The 25,002-nt window shown below is 71.3% G+C and carries 19 protein-coding genes; 12 read left to right on the forward strand and 7 right to left on the reverse strand.

The annotated features are described in order from the left end of the window. Window positions 1-120 precede the first annotated feature (120 nt). A complete protein-coding gene (locus tag LNW72_RS06805) occupies window positions 121-2,943 on the reverse strand; it encodes a LuxR family transcriptional regulator (RefSeq protein WP_250974554.1) in 2,823 nt (940 codons plus the stop codon). A gap of 539 nt (window positions 2,944-3,482) precedes the next feature. Then, window positions 3,483-4,673 carry an MFS transporter gene (locus tag LNW72_RS06810; protein ID WP_250974555.1) on the reverse strand — a complete coding sequence of 397 codons (1,191 nt, stop codon included), beginning with the start codon at window positions 4,671-4,673 and terminating at the stop codon, window positions 3,483-3,485. A 457-nt stretch (window positions 4,674-5,130) separates the two neighbouring features. Here LNW72_RS06810 and LNW72_RS06815 point away from each other — a divergent pair, with 457 nt between their 5' ends. The 3 genes from LNW72_RS06815 (at window position 5,131) to LNW72_RS06825 (ending at window position 8,156) form a co-directional block, all read left to right on the forward strand. Further along, complete coding sequence (locus LNW72_RS06815; RefSeq protein ID WP_250974556.1) at window positions 5,131-6,435, forward strand: hypothetical protein; 1,305 nt, start codon at window positions 5,131-5,133, stop codon at window positions 6,433-6,435. Between the two features lie 204 nt (window positions 6,436-6,639). After that, window positions 6,640-7,431 carry a class I SAM-dependent methyltransferase gene (locus tag LNW72_RS06820; protein WP_250974557.1) on the forward strand — a complete coding sequence of 264 codons (792 nt, stop codon included), beginning with the start codon at window positions 6,640-6,642 and terminating at the stop codon, window positions 7,429-7,431. 20 nt (window positions 7,432-7,451) lie between these two features. Continuing rightward, a complete protein-coding gene (locus tag LNW72_RS06825) occupies window positions 7,452-8,156 on the forward strand; it encodes a M24 family metallopeptidase (RefSeq protein ID WP_250974558.1) in 705 nt (234 codons plus the stop codon). Between the two features lie 16 nt (window positions 8,157-8,172). Here LNW72_RS06825 and LNW72_RS06830 read toward each other — a convergent pair whose 3' ends face one another. Both LNW72_RS06830 and LNW72_RS06835 read right to left on the reverse strand, forming a co-directional pair. Continuing rightward, window positions 8,173-9,603 carry a cytochrome P450 gene (locus LNW72_RS06830; protein ID WP_250974559.1) on the reverse strand — a complete coding sequence of 477 codons (1,431 nt, stop codon included), beginning with the start codon at window positions 9,601-9,603 and terminating at the stop codon, window positions 8,173-8,175. 128 nt (window positions 9,604-9,731) lie between these two features. Further along, complete coding sequence (locus LNW72_RS06835; RefSeq protein WP_250974560.1) at window positions 9,732-10,352, reverse strand: DUF1152 domain-containing protein; 621 nt, start codon at window positions 10,350-10,352, stop codon at window positions 9,732-9,734. Between LNW72_RS06835 and LNW72_RS06840 the strand changes: the two genes are divergently transcribed. Genes LNW72_RS06840 through LNW72_RS06855 form a run of 4 tightly spaced genes read left to right on the forward strand, consistent with a single transcriptional unit; the run spans window position 10,333 to window position 14,026 of the window. Beyond that, on the forward strand, window positions 10,333-10,494 hold the full coding sequence (locus LNW72_RS06840; protein WP_250974561.1) for a hypothetical protein: 162 nt from the start codon (window positions 10,333-10,335) through the stop codon (window positions 10,492-10,494). The genes LNW72_RS06835 and LNW72_RS06840 overlap by 20 nt on opposite strands. A gap of 3 nt (window positions 10,495-10,497) precedes the next feature. Next, complete coding sequence (locus LNW72_RS06845) at window positions 10,498-11,754, forward strand: ATP-grasp domain-containing protein (protein WP_250974562.1); 1,257 nt, start codon at window positions 10,498-10,500, stop codon at window positions 11,752-11,754. After that, window positions 11,751-13,016: an MFS transporter gene (locus LNW72_RS06850; RefSeq protein WP_250974563.1), complete on the forward strand. Its 1,266-nt coding sequence runs from the start codon at window positions 11,751-11,753 to the stop codon at window positions 13,014-13,016. Before LNW72_RS06845 ends, LNW72_RS06850 begins: the two co-directional genes overlap by 4 nt. Continuing rightward, the gene (locus tag LNW72_RS06855; RefSeq protein ID WP_250974564.1) at window positions 13,013-14,026 is read left to right on the forward strand and encodes a GNAT family N-acetyltransferase; all 1,014 of its coding nucleotides are present in this window, start codon (window positions 13,013-13,015) and stop codon (window positions 14,024-14,026) included. Before LNW72_RS06850 ends, LNW72_RS06855 begins: the two co-directional genes overlap by 4 nt. A gap of 92 nt (window positions 14,027-14,118) precedes the next feature. On the opposite strand, the gene LNW72_RS06860 is transcribed toward LNW72_RS06855, so the two are convergent. Further along, on the reverse strand, window positions 14,119-14,985 hold the full coding sequence (locus LNW72_RS06860) for a geranyl diphosphate 2-C-methyltransferase (protein ID WP_250974565.1): 867 nt from the start codon (window positions 14,983-14,985) through the stop codon (window positions 14,119-14,121). Between the two features lie 46 nt (window positions 14,986-15,031). After that, window positions 15,032-16,264, reverse strand: a complete 1,233-nt coding sequence (locus tag LNW72_RS06865) for a family 2 encapsulin nanocompartment cargo protein terpene cyclase (RefSeq protein WP_250974566.1) — start codon at window positions 16,262-16,264, stop codon at window positions 15,032-15,034. A 444-nt stretch (window positions 16,265-16,708) separates the two neighbouring features. On the opposite strand from LNW72_RS06865, the gene LNW72_RS06870 reads away from it, so the two are divergent. Then, window positions 16,709-18,130 carry a family 2B encapsulin nanocompartment shell protein gene (locus LNW72_RS06870; RefSeq protein WP_250974567.1) on the forward strand — a complete coding sequence of 474 codons (1,422 nt, stop codon included), beginning with the start codon at window positions 16,709-16,711 and terminating at the stop codon, window positions 18,128-18,130. 84 nt (window positions 18,131-18,214) lie between these two features. On the opposite strand, the gene LNW72_RS06875 is transcribed toward LNW72_RS06870, so the two are convergent. After that, on the reverse strand, window positions 18,215-18,652 hold the full coding sequence (locus LNW72_RS06875; protein WP_250974568.1) for a nuclear transport factor 2 family protein: 438 nt from the start codon (window positions 18,650-18,652) through the stop codon (window positions 18,215-18,217). Window positions 18,653-18,738: 86 nt separating this feature from the next. Here LNW72_RS06875 and LNW72_RS06880 point away from each other — a divergent pair, with 86 nt between their 5' ends. From LNW72_RS06880 to menD, 4 genes are all read left to right on the forward strand, one after another. Continuing rightward, window positions 18,739-19,308: a PadR family transcriptional regulator gene (locus LNW72_RS06880; protein ID WP_250974569.1), complete on the forward strand. Its 570-nt coding sequence runs from the start codon at window positions 18,739-18,741 to the stop codon at window positions 19,306-19,308. A gap of 256 nt (window positions 19,309-19,564) precedes the next feature. Beyond that, the gene (locus tag LNW72_RS06885; protein WP_250974570.1) at window positions 19,565-21,061 is read left to right on the forward strand and encodes an APC family permease; all 1,497 of its coding nucleotides are present in this window, start codon (window positions 19,565-19,567) and stop codon (window positions 21,059-21,061) included. Between the two features lie 677 nt (window positions 21,062-21,738). Then, window positions 21,739-23,223 (forward strand): UbiD family decarboxylase, encoded by a 1,485-nt coding sequence (locus LNW72_RS06890; protein ID WP_250974571.1) that lies wholly within the window; start codon window positions 21,739-21,741, stop codon window positions 23,221-23,223. 89 nt (window positions 23,224-23,312) lie between these two features. Next, entirely contained in the window at window positions 23,313-24,992 is a 1,680-nt protein-coding gene (gene menD, locus LNW72_RS06895; RefSeq protein WP_250974572.1) for a 2-succinyl-5-enolpyruvyl-6-hydroxy-3-cyclohexene-1-carboxylic-acid synthase, read from the forward strand. Window positions 24,993-25,002 lie beyond the last annotated feature (10 nt).

Raw genomic sequence — 25,002 nt, forward strand, 5'->3', positions numbered from 1 at the left:
CGCGTTTAGGGTTCGGCGCCCGTCCGGCCCGGCGGGATCCCGCCGGGCCGCTGTGCGTTTTCCGCGTGCGCGATGTGCAGGATCACCGGGGGCGGCGGGGTGTCACGAATGGTCGCCGGTTCACCGGGAATCGGCGAGTGCCGTGGGCATGCCCTGCAGGACCGCGGGAAGCCGGTCGCGTCCGCCGATGCCGAGTTTCCGGTAGGCGTTGGTGAGGTGGATCTCGACGGTGCGCTGCCCCACCGACAGGACTTCGGCGAGCTCCCGGTTGGACTTGCCTTCGGCGGCGAGCATGGCGGTGCGCAGTTCGGCGGCCGTCAGCGCGGCGACTCCGTCCGTGTGCGAGGACTTCGGCGGGCGGCCGCCCGATGCGGACAGCTCGATACGGGAACGGGTCGCCAGATCCGCGCAGCCGCACTCCTCCGCCAGGTCGAGCGCGGCGCGCAGCGCCCGCCTGGCCGGCACCGGACGCTTGTCGCGGCTGAGGGCCGTGCCGTGCTCGGCCAGGGACCGTGCCAGCTCGAACCGGTCGGCGGAGCGCCGCAGAACGGAGACGGACTCCTCCAGCGCGGCCAGCCCCTGGGGTCCGCCGGCAGCGGCCCCCAGCGTCCGGAGCGCGACGCCCAGCGGGCCCGGCGCACCCCATCGACGGGCCAGTTCGACCGCTTCCGCGGCCTTGCGGCGCGCCCCGGCGGTCTCACCGAGCGCCAGCAGGGCCGCCGAGCTCTCGGCCTGCCAGGGTGCGACGGCGGGATTCGCCACGTTCCAGGACGGCAGCCGGCGGCCGGCGGCCAGCAGGTCCCGGAGCCCCTCGGCCGGGTGTCCCGCGGCGGCGCGCAGCCGGCCCCGGGCGAGCAACAGGGCGGTGCCGCCCCAGGTCTTCGGCAGGTCGCCGCACAGGTCCGACCGTTCGACCAGGCTCTCCGCCTCGTCGTACTCGCCCAGGTCGACCAGGATCTCCACGCACCGGGCCAGGAGTTCCACCGCCGCACCCGTCCGCCGTGGTGCCCCGCAGCCGATGAGCATCCCGAACGCGATCCGGGCGTCCTCGGCCGCGGCGGGCATCCGGCCGAGCCGGTGGGCGACGACACCGCGCAGCGACCGGGCCGCGGCGATGGCCGGCCGGTGCTGCCAGCGTTCGGCATGACCGACCATCGCGTCGCAGAACTCGTGGGCCTCCTCGGCGCGGCCGGCCTGGGCCAGCACCAGGACGCTGCGCAGGATGGGCCGCATCGCGTCGGGGGTGAGGGGCAGGACCATCAACGCCTGCTGGGCGAGGGCCACGGCGCGGGACCTGGACCTGCCCGCCCACCCGGTCCGCAGGGCGAGCAGGCTCAGATAGCGCCCGTCGGCCGCCCCGCCCTGGGGTGCCGGCCTGGGCAGCCGGTGCAGCTGTCTGGCCGCCGCCTCCGCGGTCGCCTCGCAGTCGAACTGCAACTCCGCCGAGCAGAGCGCCTGGCCGGTGGAGACGGGTCCCGTCCGCGTGCGGACGAGTTCGACGGCGGTCTCGTGGTGTCCTGTCATGGCGAGCAGCTCCGCCAGCTCCCGCACCACACCAGGCCGCCCCTCCGGCTCCGCAGGATGGGAGGAGACCGTGGTCAGATGGCGGATCGCCGCGCCGAAGTCCAGATACCCCTCGGCCCGGCCCAGCGCCCGCAGCAGCGGTATGCGCTCCTCGTCCGGAACCGGCTCGCCCAGCGCCCTGGTCAGGTAGGCGACGGCCATGTCGGGTTCGCCCCGGCCGAGCGCGGATTCGGCGGCGTCGCGCAGCACGGCGACCACCCATGGGTCGGCCGGCGCTGGGGTGGCCATGAGCTGTTCGACCACCCGGTCCTGCGGAGCGCCGGTGTCCCGCAGGATCCGGGCCGCCGCGCCGCGCAGGGTCCGCAGTTCCGCGAACGGCAGGTGCTGGATCATCGTGGCGCGCAGCAGCGGTTGCGCGAAGTTCAGGAACCGGTCCGCCACGCGCAGCAGTCCCGCCCGCCCGAGCGCCGCCGTCACCTCCATGACCACCGGCGGCTCGACACCGCAGACGGCGGCGACGCGGCCGGGGTCCGCATCGTCGCCGAGGACGGCGACGGCTCGGGCGACGGCGAGCGCGTACGGCGATATTCGGCGCAGCCGGGCGTGCAGCCGGGAGGCGAGCCGGGGTACGGCGATATCTCCGAGCACGGCGGCCGGGCCGGCGGTGGGCGTGACCGCCCGGTCCCTCAGCACGGCGGTCAGCTCGGTCACGCACAGCGGGTTGCCGCCTGTTTCCCGCAGGAACGAGGCGACGAACGACGCGTCCGGCGCGGCGGCGAGGGCGCGTTCGATGAGCGTTGCCGCGGCCGGGGCGGCGAGAGCCGCCGGGTGCAGCTCCACCGTGCTGACGGCCAGCAGCTCGTCGAGGGCGGCGGCATCCGTGCAGGGCTCACCAGGGCACACCGTCAGCAGCACCGCGATCCGGGCATGTTCGACACGTTGCGGCAGGGTGCTCAGCCAGCGCAGCGACTGCGGGTCCAGCCACTGCAGGTCGTCCACCGCCACGAGCACCGGAGCCTGGGACGCCAGATGCGCGAGTCCGCGGTGCAGGGCGTAGAGCTCGGTCAGCGACGCCTCGCCCGCGGGCCTGGTGACCGGCAGCTCGCGGGCCCGGGACAGGGAGTCGGCGCAGGTGACCAGGCCGGCTTCCACGAGGTCCGGCAGAACGGGCTCGAACAGCCTGCTCACCAGTCCGAAGGGCAGGTCGCGTTCGGCCGAACTGCCCCGGGCCGTCAGCACGGTGAAGCCGCTTCGCCGGGCGCGGCGGACCGCGTCGTCGAGCAGCGCCGTCTTCCCCGTCCCGGCACCGGCGCTGACCACCACTACGCCGCCGGCCTCCGCGGCCGCTCCGGTCAGCATCGCCTCGACCTCGGCGATCTCCGTGTCGCGGCCGACCAGACCTGACGTGGCCGTGTTCATGGACTACCCATTTCCTGCGGCCGGGCGTCATGACGCGGACGTGCTGACGAGCGGGCTCAGCAGGGACGGCGTGCCGCGTCGGCGCCTACGCCGTGCGGCTCCCGCCCCGCCGGGGGGCGACTGCCTGCTGCCGTGCCCGGTCGACCACGCCGTCACCCCGGCCCTGCTCGATTGAGGGACACACCTGGTGCGGACGTTCCTCGTCGGGTCTTCGGCAGTCGAGAGCGAGCACCCCGACCACGGCCGGCCATCCATGGGAGCACCACGGACGATCGCCGGGTCGCGCCATGTTCACACACCGCACATCAGAGGGGACGGATCAGTTCGGGCGAGGCCCGGCGGGCCACTGTAGTGGTCCCGGGAGCCGGGGCCGGAATCGGGCCGTCCGGTTCGGTCGGGCCCCCAGACCGTATCGGCCCTCGTTCGGGTTCGCCATGCCTCAAGTGTTCGATCGGGACGCCGCGAGCGGCCTCCGGCTCCCCCGCACCCGGCCCACCGCCCCCATCAGGCCACCGGGCGGACCGACTTCGTGGCCGCGCTCATGTCGCCGCCCGTTCCGGCCGCCGGAGCAGATAGACGGCCGCGGTCGAGACCAGGACGGCCATGCAGGCGATGAACACCAGCCCCGCACCCTCCAGGCCGATCGGACCGGTCAACAATCCCACCCCGATCACCGGGACCGAGATCCCCGCGTACGCCACCACGAACAGCGTCGAGATCACCGAAGCGCGCCGGTCGGCGGGAGACGCCGCGGCCACCGCGGACAGCGCCCCGCGGAACGCCATCCCCTGCCCGGCACCACCCACGATCGCGCTCAGCACGACGAGCGCGAGCAGGTCCCATCGCAACGCGCCGGCGAGCAGCGCCAGCCCGGCGAAGAGCCCGGCGCAGCCCAGCGGCAGTGACCGCTCCACCCCGACCCGGCCGACCGCGAGCTGCCCGGCGGTCGACGCGAAGAAGGCCAGCGCGACGACCAGCCCGCTGACCGCGCGGTTGTCCACGCCCAGGGACTGCGAGAGGAACGCGGGGCTGACCGAGGTGAACACCCCGAACAGGGCGAACCCGACGAACGAGGCGATCGCCGCCGGCCCGAACACCGCCCGCACCTGTCTGGGCAGTCCCGGTCGCTGCGGCCGTACCGCGGCCAGTGGTCGCCGCTCCCGTACGGTCTCGGGAAGGCGCACCAGCGCGACGGCCGAGACCGCCACCAGCGCCATGTGCACGATGAACGGCAGGTACAGCGGCCAGACGGCGTACTGCGCGAGCACTCCGGCGAGCAGCGGGCCGCAGCCGAGTCCACCCATGTTGGCGGCCGTCGCCACGAACGTGGCCCGGGAGGTGCCACCGTCCGGTGCCAGCTCCATCACGTAGGCCGTGGCGGCCCCGGTGAACAGACCGGCGGAGAGCCCCGAGAACAGCCGGCCCGCGTACAGCCAGCCCAGCCCCACGGCGCACAGGAAGCAGACGGCGCTCGCCAGCGCGAATCCCAGGCCCGCCAGCAGCACCGGCCGCCGGCCCACGACGTCCGAGGCATTGCCCGCGAGCAGCAGCACACCGATGACACCGAGGGCGTAGACGGCGTAGACGACCGTCACCGTCAGCTCGGAGAACCCGAACTTCTCCTGGTAGAGGCCGTAGAGCGGGGTCGGCAGCGTGGTGCCGGCCATGCACACGGCGAACACCGCCCCGCCGACCGAACACTGGCGCCACCCTCGGCGATCACCGGTCATGCCCCCGACGGTAACCGCGCGCCCCGTCCCGGGCCCGCGCGGCAAGCCCGACACGCCGCGCCGCCGTACCGCTCGGCGGTTGTCAAAGAGTGAGTGGTCGTGAGTCCGGTGCGGACCGTCCGCGTAGGACCACGTAGCAGGCGTCGGCGGTGTCGCGGGAGAACGCGGGACCGGACACCCGTGGGCGCTCTTCGTGATCCAGCTGGAGGTCAGCGAGTTGAGCCACCGACAGGCGAACAAACGGTCAGAGATCATCGCCGGCACCGCGACGGCCGTTCTCGCGGCGACCGTGATCCTGCTCCCCGACGCCGACGCGAGCACCGCCCGGCAGCACTCCCCCGTGCCCGCTTCCTCCTCGGCCACTCGCCCGGGAGGCCTAGTCCCAGGTGCGGGGGCGGTGGCCCGCCCTGCCAATGGAAGGTAGCGGCAGGCTGGCCGCCCCTGCCTTTGGAGCGCTATGAGCACCCCGCCCGCGAAGCCCGCGTCCGATCCGCCCGCCGTGGACCGCACGGGGGGCTCGCACGCCGGGCGGATCGTGAAGAGCACCCTGTCGATCGTGCTGATCACGCTCACCTGCATTCTCGTGCCGGTCTCCCTGATCGCCGTCTGGGTCCACGACATCGCTCTGGACACCGACCGCTACGTCTCCACCATCGGCCCGCTCGCCAGGAACGCCGCGGTCCAGGACGCCGCCGTGAACCGGATCGGCGAGGCCGCGGGCGTGCGCGTCGACGGCGACCAGGTCGCCTCCGACCTGGCGGCCTGGCTGGAGTCCCAGGGCCTGCCACCTCGCGTCGGCACCGCCTTCAAGGCCCTGGGGCCCAAAATCGACGATGCCGCCCAACAGGTCGTCGAGAAGGTGGCGGGCAAGTTCGTGCGGAGCGACCGGTTCGCCACCATCTGGGCCGACACCAACCGGCGTGCCCACTCCTCGATCGTGCACGCCCTCACCGGCGAGGGGCGCGGCGCGGTGGGCGTCGACGACGGCACCGTCACCCTCGATGTCGGCGCCGCCGTGGAATCCGTCAAGCAGGAACTCGTCGACGCCGGCCTCGCCCCGGCGGCGCATATCCCCGATGTCGACAAAAAGATGGTGCTCCTGCAGTCCGACAAGCTCTCCAAGATCCGCGGCGCGGCCCATCTGCTCGACGTCGTCGGCAACTGGCTGCCCGTGCTCACCGTGCTGCTCGGCACCTCCGGAGTGCTGCTCGCCCGCCGGCGCCGCCGCGCGCTGGTGACCGTCATGCTCGGTGCCGCCGGGGTCTGCCTGATCTTCGCCATCGGCCTCGCCGTCGCCCGGCACTACTACCTCGACCACCTGCCGGCGCAGGTGCAGTCCCCCGGGGCCGCCGCAGCGATCTTCGACACCCTCCTGCACTTCCTGAAGGTCAGCATCCGCACCGCGCTGGTCCTCGGCGTGGTCGTGGCGCTCGGCGCCTACCTGTCGGGCGTGGGACGGCTGCCGCGCGCCGTACGGGGCACCGCCGAGCGCGCGGCGGACTCCGCCGCGCGCTGGGGCGCGGCCCACGGGGTGCACACCGGCCAGGTCGGCACCTGGACGGTGCGCTACCGGAAGTGGCTCACCACCGGCGTGCTGCTGCTCCTCGCGCTGATCTTCGCCCTCTGGAACCACCCCACGGTGCTCACCGTCCTGCTGCTGGTGCTCATCCTCCTCGCCGTGCTCGCCCTGCTCGCCCTGCTGGCCGCGACCGGCCGCACCACCGACGCCCGTGCGGACGGCGCCGGGCACGAGGCGGGCTGAGTCCGTCCCACGCCCGGCGGGCCGTCCGGAGGAACGGACAGATCACCTGATTCGCATCTGTGGCATTTTTGGTCGATTGGCCAAGCATTTGCCAGCCGGTTTACGAATCTGGCCTCGCGGATGCAGGATGTCGGGTACAGGGATGTGCGAGAACCGCGGAGGATCACTCCCCCTGTTCCTGCTCACGAGGCCAGGGAAGGACCCATGACCACGGAACCCCTCAACGCCCGCACCCGGGACGGCAGCGCCGGAGACGTCGACCACGCCGCCATCGGCTCCGGACACTCCTCCTACCGGAGGCCCGACACCCGCATCGCGCAGTCCATCGCCGAGGCCCTGGACGGCGCCCGGACCGTGCTCAACGTCGGTGCCGGCGCCGGGTCCTACGAGAGCGCCGCCCCCGCCGTGACCGCCGTCGAGCCCTCCGAGTCGATGCGCGCCCGGCGCCCGGCCCGCTTCGCCCGCGCGGTCGACGCCGTCGCCGAGGACCTCCCGTTCGCCGACGGGGAGTTCGACGGCGCCATGACCCTCTTCAGCGTCCACCAGTGGAGCGATGTCACGGCCGGCCTGAGCGAGATGCGGCGCGTCACCCGCGGCCCGGTCGTCGTCCTGACCTGCGACCCGGAACGCGTCCGCGACTTCTGGCTCCACGAGTACGCCCCGGAGGTCCTCGACACCGAGGCCCGCCGCTACCCGCCGATCGACGAGATGGCCGCCGCCCTGGGCGGCCGCGCCACGATCGGCACCGTCCCGATCCCCCTCGACTGCACGGACGGCTTCAACGAGGCCTACTACGGCCGCCCCGAGCTGCTCCTCGACCCGGCCGCCCGCCAGGCCTGCTCGGCGTGGAGTTTCGTCGACGACGGAGTCCGCGAACGCTTCGACACGGCGCTCCGCCGTGATCTGGAGTCCGGGGCCTGGGACGAACGCTTCGGCCACCTGCGGGGCCGGCCGACGTACGAAGGGTCGCTCGTCATCGTGCGCGCGACTCCGTGACAAGGAAGAGGAACGGCATCATGGGAGTACCCGACCGCATGGACGAGCAGCTGCGCGCCCTGGGGCTCGTCGAGGCGCAGCGCAAGGCCGTGCGCCTCTTCGCCGAGGTCGAGGCGCGCGGCCTGGTCGCGCCCGGGGCGGGCGAGCGCGAGGTCAGCGACCGGATCCGGGACCTCGCGAACGAGCTGTTCGGCACGACGAAGCACTGGCACAAGCGGATCGTCCGCTCCGGCCCGCACACGCTGTTCCCGTACCAGGAGAACCCGCCGGACCGGATCATCGGCGAGGACGACATCGCCTTCGCCGACTTCGGACCGATCTTCGAGGAGTACGAGGCGGACTTCGGCCGCACCTTCGTCTTCGGCGGCGACCCGGCCAAGCACCGGCTGCGCGAGGACCTGGCGACCGTCTTCGCCGGCGGCCGGAGCGCCTTCCGGGCGGATCCGCGGATCACCGGCCGGCAGCTGTACGCGGAGGTGGCGCGGCTCGCCGGCGCGGCGGGCTGGACGCTCGGCGGCTGGCATGCGGGCCATCTGGTCGGCGAGTTCCCGCACGAGAGCATCGACGGCGCCAGGGCCGAGTCGTACATCACCCCGGACAACGACACCCCGATCCGCCGCACCGACCGCGCGGGCTGGCGCTGTCACTGGATCCTGGAGATCCACCTCATCGACGAGGAGCACGGCTTCGGCGGCTTCCACGAGCAGCTGCTCGATCTGGCGTGACGCCGCCGGTCGTCCCTCATGTGCCGGCCGGGCCCGCCGGGCCGTCCGCGTCGGTCGATGGGTCGCGGCTCGTGCGGTGCAGGCGCAGCGGAATGGGGGTGGGGCGCAGGGCCAGACCGGGGACCGGGCGGACGGGGGAGCCGGGCAGGGGGTGCAGGTGCCAGCGGTCGATGACGGTTGCCAGGGTGAGGGTGGCCTCGGTGAGTCCGAAGTCGTTGCCGATGCACTGCCGGGCACCGGCGGAGAACGGGATGTACGCCCCGCGCGGCAACCGGCCTGCGGGGGTGGTGAGCCAGCGGTCGGGGTCGAACCGCTCGGGGTCGGGGAACAGGCCGCCCTGACGGTGCATCTGATACGGGCTGAAGATCACCGTGGTGCCCCGGGGAAGGACGGTGTCGCCGAGCCGGATGTCCTGCGTCACATTGCGGGTGAAGAGCCAGCCGGGCGGATACAGGCGCAGCGCCTCGGAGATGACGCGGCCGGTGAGTTCCAGCCGGGGCAGGTCGTGCCACCCGGCCGCTCTGCCGCGCAGCACGGCGTGGACCTCGGCGCGTACCCGCTGCTGGATCCCGGGGTTCCCGGCCAGGAGGTGGCAGGCCCAGGCCATAGTCGATCCGGTGGTGTCGATTCCCGCCATGAGGAAGGACATGACCTGGTCGTGGACCTCGGCCGGGGCCAGGCCGTCCGTACCGTCCTCGTCCGAGCCGTCCCCGTCCGAGCCGTCCCTGGCCTCGTCCCTGGCCTCCAGCAGGAGAGACAGCATGTCCTCGTGGCGCCGGCCGCGGCGGCGGTAGTCGCTGATGATCCCGTCGATCGTCGCGTTCAGTGTGGCCTGGGCGCGCGCGCAGCGCCGGTTCCACGGGGCCCGCTGCCTGCCCAGCGGTGCGAACATGTTCCAGAACCCGGCTTTGACGATGATGTCGATGCACCGCACCATCTCCGCGATCGCCGCTTCGTCCGGCCCGGCGGCGAACAGTGTCGCGGTGGCCACCCGCGCCGAGTTCGCGTGCATGCACGAGAAGGCGTCGATGGTCTGCCCGTCCGTCCATGCGCGGGTCATGGTGTCGATGTGCCCGGTCATCGTCGCGGCGTAGGCGGGCAGGCGGTCACGGCGGAAGGCGGGCTGCAGCAGCCGTCGCTGGCGCCGGTGGGCCTGGTGGGGGCAGGTCACCAGGCCCTCTCCCAGGGTGCGCTTGCTCTGTTCGTAGACCGGGCCGTCCTTGTCGAAGGTCCGGTCGTCCATCAGCACCCGGTGCACCAGGTCCGGATGGCACACGACCAGCCCGTGCCACGGGCCGATGCTGATGCGGACCAGGTCCGCATGGGCGGACAGCGAGGTCAGGAACGCCAGCGGATCCTTCATGATGCGCGGCGCGTGGCCCAGGAGCCACCACCTGCCGGGCGCGGTGCCCGTCGTGTAGGGGGCGATGCGGTGGTGCTGGGACATACGGTTCCTCGCGGCGGGAGCCTTCGGACCGACGGCGGGTCGGTCGGACGAGGTGAGAACTCCCCAAGGAAACCGAAGTTACGTCGCCGGGGCGCAGAGCACTCGAAGGAGGAGGAGCCCCTGACGGTTCACGTGACGAGGGGCAGCAACGGACCGTCGACCGATGAGAGTTCACGCAGCCGTGGGATGTCCCGCCAGGAGAGGCCGAGAGCGCGCGCCGCGTACCGGAAGGTGACACAGGCCGCTCCCGGCGCGAACTGCCGGAGCGTGTAAAGGACTTGGTTTTTTCTGGTGGGTACGGGGACCGGTGGCCGCGACGGCGCGGTGGCCCGGAGGCGTTCGGCGGCGTCGCGTTCACGGGCCAGTTCCGAGAAGCCGCAGATCCGCAGGGCGAGGTGCTCCGCGTCCTCCAGGCTTCCGGGCTGCTCGTCGAACAGGGCGCGGGCCAGCGGGTTGTGGGCGAGTGCCTGCTCCAGGGTGAGCTGGTAGACCCGTCCGCTCGCCGGGGTGAGACGCACCTCGGCGCCCACCGTCCGTACGGTGCCGCGCCGTCCGGTGGCCGCCGCGGCGAACAGGGCGGAGGCCTCCGAGGGATGCCAGGCGAGGGCCGCCGCCGCGGCCCGGACGTCCTGCTCCGTCGGCGTCAGATGTCCGCCGGTGAGCCGCGGAAGAAGAACCCCTTCCGGGATCTCGCCGTCCAGACCGGGACCCGCGACATGGACGCTCGCCGTGACGCACAGCGAGTTCACCGTGCGTCCCGGCGATCCGCTGCGCGCCCCGGTCGACAACTCCTGCCGGATCGGCCATGTCATCGCGACGGCCGCGAACCCCGCCCAGGCCGAACTGCTGGCCGACCGGGCGGTATCCCAGACGACTATCGAGGTGGCCTGACCCGTGCACAAGATCGCGTTCCTGCGCTCCGTCGACATCCAGCGCGCCGACCCCTACATCCAGCGGGCCGTCCGCGAACTGACGGACGACGGCGTCGAATCCCGGCTCTTCCACACCCACGGCCACTGCGGCCCGGCCGACTTCCCCGCCGGGGGTGAGCCCCTCGACCCCGCGGTGACACCGCTGGAACTGGCCGACGCCGTGAGCGCGTGGGGAGCGGACGCCGCCGTTTCCGTATCGCTGCCGTGCGAGAACGCGCTGCGCGACGCGACCGCCAAAGCGTTCCTCGACGCACGCGGCATCCCCACCGTGATGACACCGCTGGCGGCCACCTGGCTGCTCTGCGACAAGTGGGAGACGAAGCAGGCCCTCATCACCGCGGGACTGGATGTCGCCAGGGGGATCCGGGCGGACAGCGATCTGACGGCCGGGCGCGGCCTGCCCGTGCCCGCCTACCGGCAGAGCCTGCTCGTCGCCGCCGGTGAGATCGGCTACCCGCTGCTGTCCAAACCGCTGTGGGACTCCACCAGCATGGGCATCCGCTTCCTTCCGGACCGCGCCGCGCTCGACGCCTATCTCGCCGACCCGCCCCCCGTCAGCGCTGTGCTGGAGGAGTGTCTGACCGGTGACCTGTGCTCCGTCGACATCGTCGGGGCGCCAGGGAACTACAGCGTCCTGCCGTTGTGCTGGACCGGACAGGCCGGCGGCGGAGCCGCGTTCACCTTCGCCGACCTGCGCTGGTGCGGACCGCGCCCGCAGGCGGACGCCGACTTCGCCCCGGTCGCCGAGCGTCTCGTCGCGCTGTGCGAGAGCCTCGGCGTGTACGGCTCGGTCAACGTCGACATGATCCACGTCAACGGCCGTTACGTCGTCCTGGAGATCAATCCGCGCATCGGCGGAGCCACCACCCTGTCCTGCGCCGCCTCCGGCACCAACACCTTCGCGACACTCGCCGACATGGCACGCGGCCGGTACCCGGACGCCGCGCGACCCGACACCCGGCGCAAGCGCTGGGGGATCGAGTTCCTGGCCGACCGGCCCGTAGGCCAGGCGGCGGCCGAGCTGCGCGACCGCCTCGGTCTGGTCACCGCGCACGAGCTGGTCATCGACGGCAACAGCCACGGCGACATCGTCACCTTCACCTGTGAGGAAGGTGACGAGCAGCGCACCGTCAAGGAACTCGACACGATCAACGCCCACTCGGGCATCCTCGCCCCCGTCATGATGGACAAGGTCCGCGCTCTGCTGTGCGGCCCGTGACCGGAGCGACCGGCCGCCGTCCCGGCCGCGGCCGGGCCGCCCGGATCGCCGGTCTGCCCGAGTTGCGCGGACGGGGCCGGTTCGTCACCGCCAACGTCATCGACTCCATCGGCAACGGGCTGCTGCTGCCACTGGGGCTGCTGTTCTTCATCACCGTCCGGCACATCCCGGCATCGACGGCGGGCGCGGCGGCGAGCGCGGGGCAGCTCGCCGCCCTCCCGCTCACCGCGCTCGCGGGCCGGATCATGGACCGTGCCGGGCCGCAGTACCTCGCCGTCGCCTCCAACCTGGTCTGCGCGGCGGGGTTCTGCGGCTTTCTCGTCGCGGAGGGGCCGTGGCAGATCGCGGCCGCGTACTTCACGGTGCAGACGGGCATCAACGGCTACTACACCAGCCAGCGTTCGCTGACCCTGCTGGTGGCGGCGGGCGACGAACCGCGCACCTGGTTCGCGTTCACCTCCTCGCTGCGCAACACCGGTCTCGCCGCCGGAGCCGCCATCGCCACCGCGGCCCTCGCCCTGTGGGGCACCGGGGCGCTGACCGCCCTGGTGGTCGCCGACGCGGCGAGCTACTGCCTCGCCGCCACCTTGTTCGCGACCCTCAGCGTGGCGCCCGGCCGCCCCAACGCACCTCCTGGGCGCGCCCCCTGGTCCATCGACCGCCGCTACCTGGCCCTGGTCCTGTGCAATCTGCCCTATGTGTTCGCCCAGGCGATCCTGTCGGTCCTGCTCGCGCTCTACGCCACCAGCGCGCTGCGGCTGCCGGCCTGGTCCGCCAGTGTCCTGCTGCTCGTCAACACCGTGGCCGTCGCCCTGACGGCGACAGCGGTGACCGCACACCTGGCACCGCGCGCCGCCCGGCACGCGGTCTCCGTCGCCTACGCCGTGCTCGCCCTTGCGATGGCCGCGTTCGCCGCACCGGCCCTGCCGGGCCTGCGCCCGCTGGCCTGGCCCGCGCTGGCCGTCGGCATCGTGCTGTTCACCGCCGGGGAGATCCTCTGCTCACCCGCGATGGCGGAACTGTCCACGACGCTCGGTCCGGCGGCCGCCCGGGGATCCCACCAGGCGCTGTTCCAGATGTCGTGGTCCGTCGGCGGCGCGGCGGCTCCCGCCCTCTTCACCGTGCTGCTGCACCGGTCGTCCCTGCTGCCGTGGGCCTTCGAGGCGATCGTCTGCGTCCTCGCCGCCCTGGCCGTCCTCCCGCTGGTCCCCTCCGGGCCGCTGTCCCCATCCAGCCGCCCCCGTCGAAAGCGCACCCGGTGAACCTAGAAACCCTCCCCACGCTGGCCGCCGTCCCCGCCGCCGAATGGGACCACCTCGCCCGCGACACGAGCTTCTACCTCTCCCACCGCTGGCTGTCGGGTGAGGAGACCGACCCCAGTGCGACCTGCAGCTATCTCCTCGTCCGCGATCCGCACGGCCGGCCGGCCGCCGCCGCACCCCTGTACCTGGTGCACGACGAGCCCAACACCAACTACCGGCCGGAGCACCATCTGGACACCGGGCAGGACGAGGCTCCCCGCGTCATCGCCGGAGCCAGGCGCGGGTACCACAACGCCCCTTTGCTGGCCGCCGGGTTAAGCGGCCCCCAGCGAGCCGGCTGCCTGACGTTGCTGCGCGACGCGGCCCGTGAGCACGCCGCCCGGCACGGCACCCGGCACTGGTGGCCCTACCTCACCGACCGGGCCGCCACGGAACTGGGCGACGCCTACGGCACCGCGCCGCGCCGGATCGAGGACGACGCCACCATCACCCTGCCCGGCACGGGCTTCGACGACTACCTCGCCGCACTCCCGGCCAAGCGGCGCAGCGGCATCCGCGGCGAACGCCGCGCGTTCGACGCCCGGGGCCTGACCGTGCGCGCCGGGCCGCTCGCGAACTGTGTGGCGGACGCCGGGCGGCTGCTGGCGATCCTGCAACGCCACCACGGCCACGCCACCGACACCGCGGCCATGACCGCCGTCATGCGCCGCCAGGCCCGGGCCATGGGCGAGGACGCCCGGGTCACCGCCGCCTACGACGGCCCCGCCATGGTCGCCTTCTCCCTCGTCTACCACTTCGGGAACACCGCGTGGCTGCGGGCCGTCGGCCATGATCCCGAGCGCACCGGCGACGCGTTCGAGTACTTCAACCTCGCCTACTACCTGCCGATCGAGGACGCGTACCGGCACGGGTGCACCCACCTCCACGCCGGGATGAAGTCCCTCGCCGCCAAGCGCGGCCGCGGAGCGCACACCTCACCGCTGTGGGCCCTGGCCGACCCGCCACGCTGACCGGGGTGCCACGGACGCACCCGCCCGCGTGGAAGGACCTCTGCCGGACCGCCGCGCGACGGTCCGGCAGAGGGGTCGGAGGGCCCGAGCGGTCAGACCCGGTCGGCGGCGATGAGGAGGTACTGGAAACTGCCGTCCTTGTAGGCGGTGAGGAACGGGTCCTCGATGCCGGTGACCAGCGACGACTTGGCGCGCAGCTCCCAGTACGGGATCGTCGCGGCGGTGAGGTCCACGACGCTGATCGGGACGAGCCGGTTGGCTGCCATCTCCTTGAAGTAGGTGCTGCGGGGGTGGATGTCGCAGATGTAGTGCGCGTTGATCTGACTCACCGCCCTGGAGGGCAGCCCATAGGTGTCGTTGTAGCAGCCGGTGATGGTGACGTACCGCCCACCGCGCGCCAGCAGCCGGGAGTGCTCGGCGAACAGCTGGGCCAGGTCGACGTACATGGTGCTCTCGTTGTTCCAGATCCCGCGGAAGGAACCCGTGTCGAAGCCGGTGCTCAGCATGTTCTTGAGGTGGAACCGGACCTTGTCGTCCACACCCCGCTTGACGGCCTGGTCGTTGGCGAAGTCGACCTGGGACTGGGAGATGGACACCCCGTCGACCGAGCACCCGAACCGCTGGTTGGCCACGATGCTGCCCCCGCCGCGGCCCGATCCGGCGTCCAGCAGCCGGTCCTCGGGGGCGATGGAGCCGAACTGGTCGAGGAGGAACTCGGTCTGGTTGCACTCCAGCCGGTGGAGCTCCTTGGTGACCAGGTTCTCCCGCAGGTCCTCCGACGCGTCGAGGACCGACCAGTCGACGTCACCGATCCCGTAGTGGTGGTGGTAGATGCCGTCCACGTCGCCCAGGCGGAGGTTGACCGGGTTCTTCTCAGCGTTCCAGTAGGCGGCCACGGACCGCTGGTAGGGGCTGGTGTTGAGGAGAGGGGCGGGGGCGGTGATGTGGTCGATGGTCATGTGCGGGCTTACTCCTTTGATCGTCGGGTCACTTCAGGGTTGGAGCTCAGGGCGATGTGGCATACCGGCCGCCGACGTGGCCGGCGTGCCATTCGTGGTTCCCGCCCATCCAGTTCGCGAGCCCGGTCACGTACCGGGCGGCGACCGGATGGGCGGTGAGCGCGGCGGCCTCGGTCTCGAACGCGCGCACCAGCTCGTTGTGCACCTCGATGGCCTTCGTGAAGGCGTCGTCGATCGCGCAGTCCTCCTCCTCCGCGATGACGGTCGGCAGGCTGTAGTGGAAGCGGCCCGACGCCTGTTCCTTGCGCAGGGAGTACAGGTCGTTGAGGACCGTGGAGGCGGTGGAGGCGAGCGCGGTCGCGCGCTGCACGGCCGGCAGGGCGAACAGTTCGGCGGGGAGTTCATAGCCGCCGATCGCGTCCGTGATCGCCAGGCACGGGCGGAAGGAGTTGAGCTGGCGCTGGACCAGGTACTCCCATACCCGGGGAGTGCGTTCCTCCTGGACGCAGGCGGCTTCGGCCTCGTAGCCGAGGTACAGGCTGGCGACCTCATGGCGGTACCGGTGGGACTGGGCGGGGGTGGCGAGCTGGGTGAAGGACTCCATGGCCGAATGCATGGCGCGCAGCGCCGGATGCGCGGCCAGGGCCGCCCGCCAGTCGGCGTCGTAGGGCGCGGGCATGTGGGTGGGGTCGATCGCGGACTGGGCGACGGCGAGGCGGGCGCCGAGGCCCTCGGGTGTGCCGCCCAGCTCGGGTTCGCAGAAGTAGTCGTCCACCGCGTTCTCACCGGCCAGGAGTTTGGCGGCGGTCAGGAGATGGCCGGTGGTGGGGGCGTCGGGGTGGCAGAGCACGACGGAACGGCCCGGGTCGAACTTCAGCAGACCGGCGCGCAGATCCGGCGAACGGAACAGGTCGACGTCATCGGCCCATTGCAGGAGTTGCTCGTTGATCAGGTCGGCGAGCGTTCGGTCGTCGCGTACCGCGGGCGGGCAGTGCAGACCCTCGATCCGCGCGGGCGCCGCGGCCGGGGCCGGGGCCGACGGCCGGGCCGGCGACTGGGCCGACGCAGGTGGCCGTGGCGGCGACGGTGGCTGTGCGGGAGCTGATGGCTGTGCGGGCGCCGGCGGCTGTGCGGGAGCCGTTGCCGTTGCCGGTGCCGGGCGGGCCGGGAGGTGGGGCGGACGGGCGAAGCGGCTGGCGGCGCTTCCCAGACCGGTCGGCCCGGCGAGGATTCGTTCCAGCGCTTCGGCCGGGGGCTGGCCTCGGCCGGTGGTGGTCATGACGTGTGCTCTCCCTGACTGACGTTGGCCATGTGTTTCGACGCCGTTCACGCGCCACGCCGGAATCCTTCGCGGCAACCCAATGAATATGGTGATTCTGAGCAATGTGGGCGCAGCGCCTGGGCTGAATCATTACCGTCATGGCCGCACCTCACACTCACTCGATCGAGTGATGGCGCGGGGGAGGAAGATCAGCAATACTTCAACCGGCGAGTTCCCCTGCGATCAAGGGAGTTGGACCGAGGGCGGCGCCAGGCCGCCCACCGGCCCGGCGATACCAATTCCTCCGGGTGGAAGCGGCATATCACGCCGGATATCGCTCCTGTTTCAGGATTTCGCAACCACGTCGTACCACGTCACTCGTTCAGGGAACTGCCGCCGCATTTCGCGTGGGAACAAGTAATCCACGGACATTGAAGAACGCCACGGCAAAGGACTCCACCCATGTCGATCGAAGCCCGTCCGGAATCCGCGCCCGCTCAAGGAAACAGCCCGTCCCATACGAGCCTTGATACGGCTGCTGCCCGGAATCTGGCGACCACCACCAAGTCCGCACCTCAGATGGCGGGAATCTCCTCCCGCTGGCTGCTGCGCATGCTGCCCTGGGTAGAAGTCTCGGCCGGCACCTACCGGGTCAACCGCCGGCTGACCTACTCCGTGGGCGACGGCAAGGTGACCTTCGTCAAAACCGGGTCACACGTGCGGGTCGTCCCCGCCGAACTCGGCGAACTCGCCCTGCTGCGCTCCTTCGAGGACACCGCGGTCCTCACCGCGCTCGCCGACCGCTTCACCCAGCGCGAGTTCGCCCCCGGCGAGCTCCTGGCCGAAGCCGGCCAGCCCGTCGACACCCTCTACCTCCTCGCCCACGGCAAGGTCGAAAAGCTCAGCGAGGGCGAATTCGGCGAGCAGAATCGTCTCGGCGTCCTCGCCGACGGCGCCCACTTCGGCGAACAGGGCCTGCTCGACCCGGAAACACCCTGGGACTTCACCGCCAAAGCCGCCACCACCACCACCGTGCTGGCCCTGTCCCGGCAGGACTTCCAGACCCTCGCCGACCAGTCCCCCGCCCTGCGCGCCCACATCGAGGCCTACCGCGCCATCCCCCGCCAACGGGTCAACAAGCGCGGCGAAGCCGCCATCGAACTCGCCTCCGGCCACAAGGGCGAAGCAGACCTGCCGTCCACGTTCGTCGACTACGAAGTCGCCCCCCGCGAATACGAACTGAGCGTCGCCCAGACCGTCCTGCGCGTCCACAGCCGCGTCGCTGACCTCTACAACGAACCGATGAACCAGATCGAGCAACAGCTCAAACTCACCATCGAAGCCCTGCGCGAACGCCAGGAACACGAACTCATCAACAACCGTGAGTTCGGACTGCTGCACGCCGCCGACTACGACCAGCGCATCCAGCCGCACGCCGGCCCCCCGCTCCCCGACGACCTCGACGAACTCATCAGCCGCCGCCGCGGCACCCGCTTCCTGCTCGCCCACCCCCGCACCATCGCCGCCATCGGCCGCGAATGGACCCGCAAAGGCCTCTATCCGGGCAACGTCGAAGTCGACGGCAGCAGCGTTCTCGCCTGGCGCGGCGTGCCCATCCTCAGTTGCGGAAAGATCCCGATCAGTGAGGCCCGCACCAGCTCGATCATCGCGGTGCGTACCGGCGAGGACAACCAGGGCGTCATCGGCCTGCGCCAGACCGGCATCCCCGACGAGTACGAGCCCGGACTGAACGTGCGGTTCATGGGGCTGAGCGAGAAGGCCATCATCAGCTACCTCGTCAGCGCCTACTACTCCGCCGCCGTACTCGTCCCCGACGCCCTCGGCATCCTGGAGAACGTCAACATCGCCAACTGGCGCGACTGAGGACGGTCACGGCGGTCGCCGGGCCCGCCCGTCCCACGGGCCCGGTCACGCCTCGGGTACCGGGACCGTTGAACGGCAGGGGCGTCAGGGCGTGGGGGCGCCGCCCCCGGGGGCCAGGCCGTCGGCGACCAGGCCGGCGAGCACCGCCTGGCCCAGGGCCTGTACGGCGGACTGCGGACGGACCATCACCGTGAACTCCTTGACCCGGCCCGCCTCGTCGAACTGGAGCATGTCGATGCCGTGGATCTCCTTGCCGTCCACGGTGGCCCGGAAGAGCAGGATCTCCGACGGGGCCTCCGAGCCGTCGGTGCTGGTCTCGGCCGTACCGTCGAACCGTCCGACGTAGCGGAAGTCCTCGAAGGTGCGCAGCAGCACGCCGAAGAGCCCCAGCACCATGGCCTTGCCCTCGAAGGGCGTGAACTTCACCGGGCTGTAGAAGCGGATGTCGTCGGTGAACAGGTCGTCCAGTGCGGCGAGATCGCGCTTCTCCACGGCGGTACGGAAGCGTTCAGCGGTCTCCATGACCCCTCCTGATACTCAAGAATATGACTAATCATGTTCTTGGGTAGGATGCGCTGCAGGACGGGGAAAGGGAAGGGGTCGCTTCGATGGCATTGCGACATGCCGTGCTGGCGGCGCTGCTGGACGGCGAGTACAGCGGGTACCAGCTGGCGAAGGCGTTCGACATCGGCGTCGGGAACTTCTGGCACGCCCTGCCCCAGCAGCTGTACGCCGAGCTGGCGAAACTGGAGAAGGAAGGGCTGGTCGCGGGCCGGCAGGTGGTCCAGGAGTCCCGGCCCAACAAGCGCATGTTCCACGTCACCGACGAAGGACTCGCCGAACTGGAGGCCTTCGCCGCGGCCTCGTCCAAGCCTTCTGTCATCCGCGACGACCTCCTCGTGAAGGTCCAGGCCGTCGACCGCGTCGGCACCGCGCCCGTGCTCGAACAGCTCCAGGAACGCGCCGCCGCGGCCGAGGCCAAGATCGAGCTGCTCGGCAAACTGCTGCGCCAGCTGCGCGGCGACGCCGACGAGGAGGAGTTCCTGCGCCACGGCGAGCGGATCGGGCCCTATCTGACCTGCCTGCGCGGCCTGGCCTTCGAGCAGGACCACCGGGACTGGTGCCTTCGCATCGCCGCCGTGCTGCGGGAAAGGCGGTCGACCCATGCCGAACGGTGACTACCTGCGCTGCGTCGCCCTGGGCGACAGCCGGACCGAAGGCGACACCGGCCGACGCGAAGCGCCCTCGGACCCGGCCTGGTCCTCTGGGTTGCGGACCTGCGGGGAAGCGGTCCATTGTGGAAATGCGTGGGGTGTGCTTCTTTGACCTGAGGCGGCCGTTATGGGTGTGCCTGTTGTCCCTCCCCCTCCCGCGGCCCGGCCTCCGTCGGGACCTGGATCGACGGAGAAGGGGCTCAAGGACGGCGCGCTGGGGTTGTTCTCCAGCATGGTGATCGGCCTGGCCTCGACCGCGCCCGCGTACAGTCTCGCGGCGACCCTCGGAGTCATCGTCGCGGTCGTCGGGTTCCAGTCACCGATCGTGATCATCCTGTCCTTCATCCCGATGTTCCTGATCGCCTACGCGTACAAGCAGCTCAACGAGGCGGACCCGGACTGCGGCACCACCTTCACCTGGGCTTCGAGGGCGTTCGGCCCACGGACCGGGTGGATGGGCGGCTGGGGCATCATCGCCGCCGACATCATCGTCATGGCGAACCTGGCCCAGATCGCCGGGGCGTACGGCTTCCAGCTCATCGGCGCCGACGGGCTGGCCGAGAACACCACGTGGGTCACCGTGGTCGGCGTGGTGTGGATCGCCGTGATGACGCTCATCTGCTACATCGGCATCGAGCTCTCGGCCAACCTGCAGAAGGTGCTGCTCACCATCGAGATCGTGGTGCTCTTCCTGCTGGCCGTCACCGCGCTGGTCAAGGTGTACGCGGGTACGGCACCGAGCGTGTCGACGGAGGTCTCCTGGTCGTGGTTCAACCCCGCCAAGATCGACTCGCTGGACGCCCTCACCAAGGGCATCCTCGCCGGCATCTTCATCTACTGGGGCTGGGACACGGCCGTGTCGGTCAACGAGGAGACCAAGGACCGCGGCCGCACACCGGGCCGGGCCGCGGTCATGTCCACCGTCATTTTGCTGCTCGTCTACGTCGTGGTCACCGTGTCCGCGCAGGCCTTCGCCGGGGTCGGGGACAAGGGCATCGGGCTCGCCAACCCGGACAACTCCGGGGACGTGCTGTCCAGCCTCGGCAGCGAGGTCTTCGGTTCCGGGAGCTGGGGCGGGTTCGCCACCAAGCTCCTGATCTTCATGGTGCTCACCTCGGCCGCGGCCTCCACCCAGACCACCATCCTGCCGACGGCGCGCACCACGCTCTCGATGGCCGCGTTCAAGGCGATCCCGGACCGGTTCGCCCGGATGCACCCCCGGTTCCTCACCCCGACCTGGTCGACCGTCGGCATGGGACTGGCCTCCATCGCCTTCTACGTCATGCTGACCCGCGTCAGTGAGAACGTGCTGGCCGACTCCATCGGTTCGGTGGGTCTGATGATCGCCTTCTACTACGGGCTCACCGGGTTCGCCTGTGTCTGGTACTACCGCAAGGTGCTCACCCGGAGCCCCCGCGATCTGTGGGGCAAGGGGATCATGCCGGGGGTCGGCGGCGCCCTGCTGCTGTACTTCTTCATCAACGCCTGCGTGGTGTACTCCGCCTCGGACTACGGCAGCACCTCGTGGACCCTGCCGTTCCCGCCGCACTGGCAGTTCGGCGGCGTCTTCGTCACCGGTATCGGCGCGCTGGTGCTCGGCGGCATCCTGATGCTCGTCTACCGGGTGATCCGCCCCGCGTTCTTCCGCCAGGAGACGATCGCCGTCTCCGCCCATCAACCCGGCGACGGTCCGCTCCCGGAGCGGGAACCGCGGTAGGGATTCCGCCGGTCGGCCTCGGCCGGCCGGTCCCCGGTCCGGCCGTCCAGGAGCCGTGGCCGGGCCTTGTGGAGCACGGTTCATCCCGTGGTCCACCTGCCGCCACACACCGTACGAACGGAATTGGCGGGAACTCGCCCAACCGTTCGCGGGGGCCTTCGCGCGGCTTTCCGGCACTTTACCTGCGTAAAATTGGCCGCCCTTGAACCGTCCACGGGCGCAGGCTAGTGTTGCCCTCAAGTACCACTTGAACAGAGCTCGCCTCACGACATGACTCGCGCGAAGTACCTGAGCAGTAGGCGTAAGGAAAACGTTAATTCGTTCTCCTGTCCGCCCCACCGCCAACCCGCCGAAGCTGTTCACGGGAGGAGCAAGCCTGAGAGATGAGCGGAATTCAATAGTCCGCATAAAGTCCTCCAGCGCCGCCGGTCACTCCTCCCGACCTTCACAGACCCTGCACAGGCCCTGCACGGCCCCTGGGGCGCGGGCGGCCCTCCCGGAGAGGGACTCCCCCGGGGACGCGGCGCTCACATGGGGCCGCCTGGCGATGACAGAAGTGCCGGCCCGCCGTCCTTTCCCCTTGCCTTCATCAGTTGCATCAGCACGTATTGACACGCCATCCCATACCGGCCTACCTGCCGGTTTATCGACCGGTTTACACGAGGTGCCAGCTCCGAATGAAGAAGCACTTGACCAGCCTTCGGGCATATCTTGAGGAACTGCGGGAAATAGGCGATTTACGCGAGATCGACGACGAGGTGAGTACCGAACTCGAGGCCGGCGCGGTGATCCGCTACGCCGTGGAGAACCAACTGCCCGCGCCCCTGTTCAACCGGCTCGCCGGGCACCGGCCCGGCTATCGGATCCTCGGAGCACCCGGGGCCCTGAGCTCACTGCCCGAGGCGCGCTGGGCCCGGGTCGCGCTGTCCCTGGGGCTGGAGCCCGGGACCCATCCGCTGGCCATCGTGGACGAGCTCGCGGTCGCGCTCGACGCGGAACCCATCCCGCCGGTGGAGATCACCGACGCGCCCTGCCAGCAGAACGTGCTGCTCGGCGACGAGGCCACGCTGGACGCGTTCCCGGTGCCGCTGGTGCACGTGGGCGACGCCGGGCGCTACCTCAACACCTGGGGCGTCATCATCGTGCGCAGCCCGGACGGCTCGTGGACCAACTGGGCCATCACGCGGGTGATGGCGGCCGACAGCCGGACGCTGGTCGTCATGATCAACCCACCGCAGGACATCGGGAAGATCTACGCGATGTGGAAGGAGCGCGGCGAACCCATGCCCGCCGCGCTGGTCCAGGGCAGCGAGCCGGCGATCCCGTTCGCGGGCGGGATGGCGCTGCCCTCCGGCCGTGACGAGTCCGGTTACCTGGGCGGCTACTTCGGCGAACCGCTGGAGGTGACGCGCTGCCGCACCGTCGATCTGCAGGTGCCGGCCTCCGCGGAGATCGTCGTCGAGGGCCATGTCTCGCTCGACGAGACCCTGCCGGAGGGGCCGATGGGCGAGTTCTTCGGCTACATCTCCGGGCAGCCCCGGCAGCGGCCCGTCTTCCACATCTCCGCGATCACCCACCGGGACGACCCGATCCTGCCGGTGGTCTCGGCGGGCAAGCCGGTCGAGGAGGTCCACACCGTGGTGGGCCCCACGCACGCCGCCGAGGTGCTGCGCAATCTGCGCGGTGCCGGGCTGCCGGTGACCGCCGCGTGGCTGATCCCCGAAGGCTCCTGCACGCTGGCCGCGATCACCGTGCCGCGCGAGTGGCGGCAGTGGGGCGGCGGCATCCACACCACGACCCGCATGCTGACCCGGGCCATCGCGAATGTGGTGCTGCGGCCCAAGGTGGGTTTCTGGATCACCCGGATCCTGGTGCTCGACGACGACCTCGACCCCACCGATCTGCGCGATCTGGCCTGGGGGTTCGCCACCCGCTGCCATCCGGTGCAGGGGCAGGTCCTCATCGAGGACCAGCTGTTCACACCGCTGCACATCATCTACTCCGCTGCCGAGATGCAGACCCTGAGCGGCCCGAAGATGGCGTACGACTGCCTGCTCTCCCCGGACGCCGACAAGCGGCCCGTGAGCACCGCCTTCGAGCAGAACTTCCCCGAGCACATCAAGCGGCGGGCGCGCGCGCTGTGGGACCGGCCGGGCAGCTGACCCGCCCCGCACCGGAAGCCGGCCAACCGGCCGACCGCTCCCCCGCACCGCCCCTCGCCGTATCGATCCGATCTGGAGACCGGGACACCATGAACCTTTCCGACCAGCTCACCGCCACCGTGGCCGACGAACTGGCGCAGTGCGGGGTCACGGAGGCGGTGATCTCCCCCGGACTGCACTCGGGGCTGCTCGCCTCCGCCCTGTACCGGCACCCAGGGCTGCGGCTGCACGTACGGATCGACGAACGCTCCGCCGGATTCCTCGCGCTCGGCCTCGCCCGGGCCAGTGGTCGTCCGGTCGCGGTCGCCTGCACCTCCGGCACCGCGGCCGCCAACCTGCACCCGGCGGTCCTCGAGGCCCGGCACGCCCGGGTGCCGCTCATCGTGATCACCACCGACCGCAAGCCGGTCTGGCGCGGCACGGGCGCCAACCAGACGACCGACCAGGTGCGGATGTTCGGCACCTCGACCGGGTTCTTCGCCGAGTTGGAGTCCGTCCCCGGTGACGAGGCGACCGCCGGGTACTGGCGCTCGGTGCTCTCCCGTACCGTCGCGGCCGCGGCCGGAGGGCCCGTCCAGCTCAATCTGATGCTGCCCGATCCGCTGGAGAACACCGCCGGCGCCGAGGCCGGTCAGGCAGGCGTCGCGAACCGGGAACCGCGCCCGAGGATACGGGTGGTGCGCAGCCTGCCCGAGCCGCAGGCGCTGGAGGTTCCGGCGCGCGGGGTGGTCGTGGTCGGGGACGCCGCCGCGGACCCGGCCGGCGCCGTGGCCTTCGCCGAGCAGGCCGGCTGGCCGCTGCTGGCCGAACCCCAGAGCGGTGCCCGCCAGGGCGGCAACGCGATCACGACGTACGGCTATCTGCTGTCGCACCCCGGGTTCCGCGCGGTGGCGCACCCCGAGGCGGTGGTCGCCGTCGGCCGGGCCGGGGTGAACCTGGCACTGCTCAACTACCTCGGCTCAGTCAAGGAGTTGATCGTCGTGGATCCGGCGGAGGACTGGGCCGATCCGGCGCGCACCGCGACCAAGGTGATCTCCCGGCTCGGGAAGCCCGTGCAGGAGCGGACGGATCCGGACTGGCTGCGTCTGTGGCTGGACGCGGACAAGGCGGCCCTGGAGGCGCTGGACAGCACGCTCGACGCGGGCGGGGTCACCGAGCCCCGGATCGCCCGTGACCTGGCGGCCGCGCTGCCACCCGGATCGCTGCTCTTCGCCGCGTCGAGCATGCCGGTGCGCGATGTGGAGCGGACCCTGCGGCCGCGCGGCGACCTGCGCATCCTGGCCAACCGGGGGCTGAGCGGGATCGACGGGGCGGTGTCCAGCGCGATCGGTGCCGCACTGGCCCACGAGGCGGAGACGTCGGGGCGCGCGTACGCCCTGCTGGGCGATCTGTCCCTGCTGCACGACCAGAACGGGCTGATCACCGGGGCGGCTCCGGCCCGGCCGGACCTGGTGATCGTCGTGGTCAACAACAACGGCGGCGGGATCTTCTCGATGACCCCGCAGAGCGAACCCATCGACGGCTTCGAGACGTTCTTCGGCACGCCGCACAACGTGCGGCTCGACGCGGTCGCCCGCGCCGCCGACTGGCCCTACACCAGAGCCGGTTCGATGACGGAGCTGCTGGACGCGGTGCGCGCGCCGGGCCCCCGGCTCGTCGAGGTCGTCACCGACCGGCGCGGCAACGCCGAGTTCCACCGCTTCCTGGCGGGCGCCGTCGGCCAGGCGATCAGTGAGTCGCTGACCGGTCCCGCACCCGAGGCGGAGTGAAGGCGGGGCT

The organism is Streptomyces sp. RKAG293 (genome assembly GCF_023701745.1).
GTDB lineage: Bacteria > Actinomycetota > Actinomycetes > Streptomycetales > Streptomycetaceae > Actinacidiphila.

Excerpts from the sequence above, each read along its gene's own strand:
- LNW72_RS06805 (WP_250974554.1), bottom strand. The coding sequence starts at position 2,943 with ATGAACACGGCCACGTCAGGTCTGGTCGGCCGCGACACGGAGATCGCC.
- LNW72_RS06810 (WP_250974555.1), bottom strand. The coding sequence starts at position 4,673 with ATGACCGGTGATCGCCGAGGGTGGCGCCAGTGTTCGGTCGGCGGGGCG.
- LNW72_RS06815 (WP_250974556.1), top strand. The coding sequence starts at position 5,131 with ATGAGCACCCCGCCCGCGAAGCCCGCGTCCGATCCGCCCGCCGTGGAC.
- LNW72_RS06820 (WP_250974557.1), top strand. The coding sequence starts at position 6,640 with ATGACCACGGAACCCCTCAACGCCCGCACCCGGGACGGCAGCGCCGGA.
- LNW72_RS06825 (WP_250974558.1), top strand. The coding sequence starts at position 7,452 with ATGGGAGTACCCGACCGCATGGACGAGCAGCTGCGCGCCCTGGGGCTC.
- LNW72_RS06830 (WP_250974559.1), bottom strand. The coding sequence starts at position 9,603 with ATGTCCCAGCACCACCGCATCGCCCCCTACACGACGGGCACCGCGCCC.
- LNW72_RS06860 (WP_250974565.1), bottom strand. The coding sequence starts at position 14,985 with ATGACCATCGACCACATCACCGCCCCCGCCCCTCTCCTCAACACCAGC.
- LNW72_RS06865 (WP_250974566.1), bottom strand. The coding sequence starts at position 16,264 with ATGACCACCACCGGCCGAGGCCAGCCCCCGGCCGAAGCGCTGGAACGA.
- LNW72_RS06870 (WP_250974567.1), top strand. The coding sequence starts at position 16,709 with ATGTCGATCGAAGCCCGTCCGGAATCCGCGCCCGCTCAAGGAAACAGC.
- LNW72_RS06875 (WP_250974568.1), bottom strand. The coding sequence starts at position 18,652 with ATGGAGACCGCTGAACGCTTCCGTACCGCCGTGGAGAAGCGCGATCTC.
- LNW72_RS06880 (WP_250974569.1), top strand. The coding sequence starts at position 18,739 with ATGGCATTGCGACATGCCGTGCTGGCGGCGCTGCTGGACGGCGAGTAC.
- LNW72_RS06890 (WP_250974571.1), top strand. The coding sequence starts at position 21,739 with ATGAAGAAGCACTTGACCAGCCTTCGGGCATATCTTGAGGAACTGCGG.
- menD (WP_250974572.1), top strand. The coding sequence starts at position 23,313 with ATGAACCTTTCCGACCAGCTCACCGCCACCGTGGCCGACGAACTGGCG.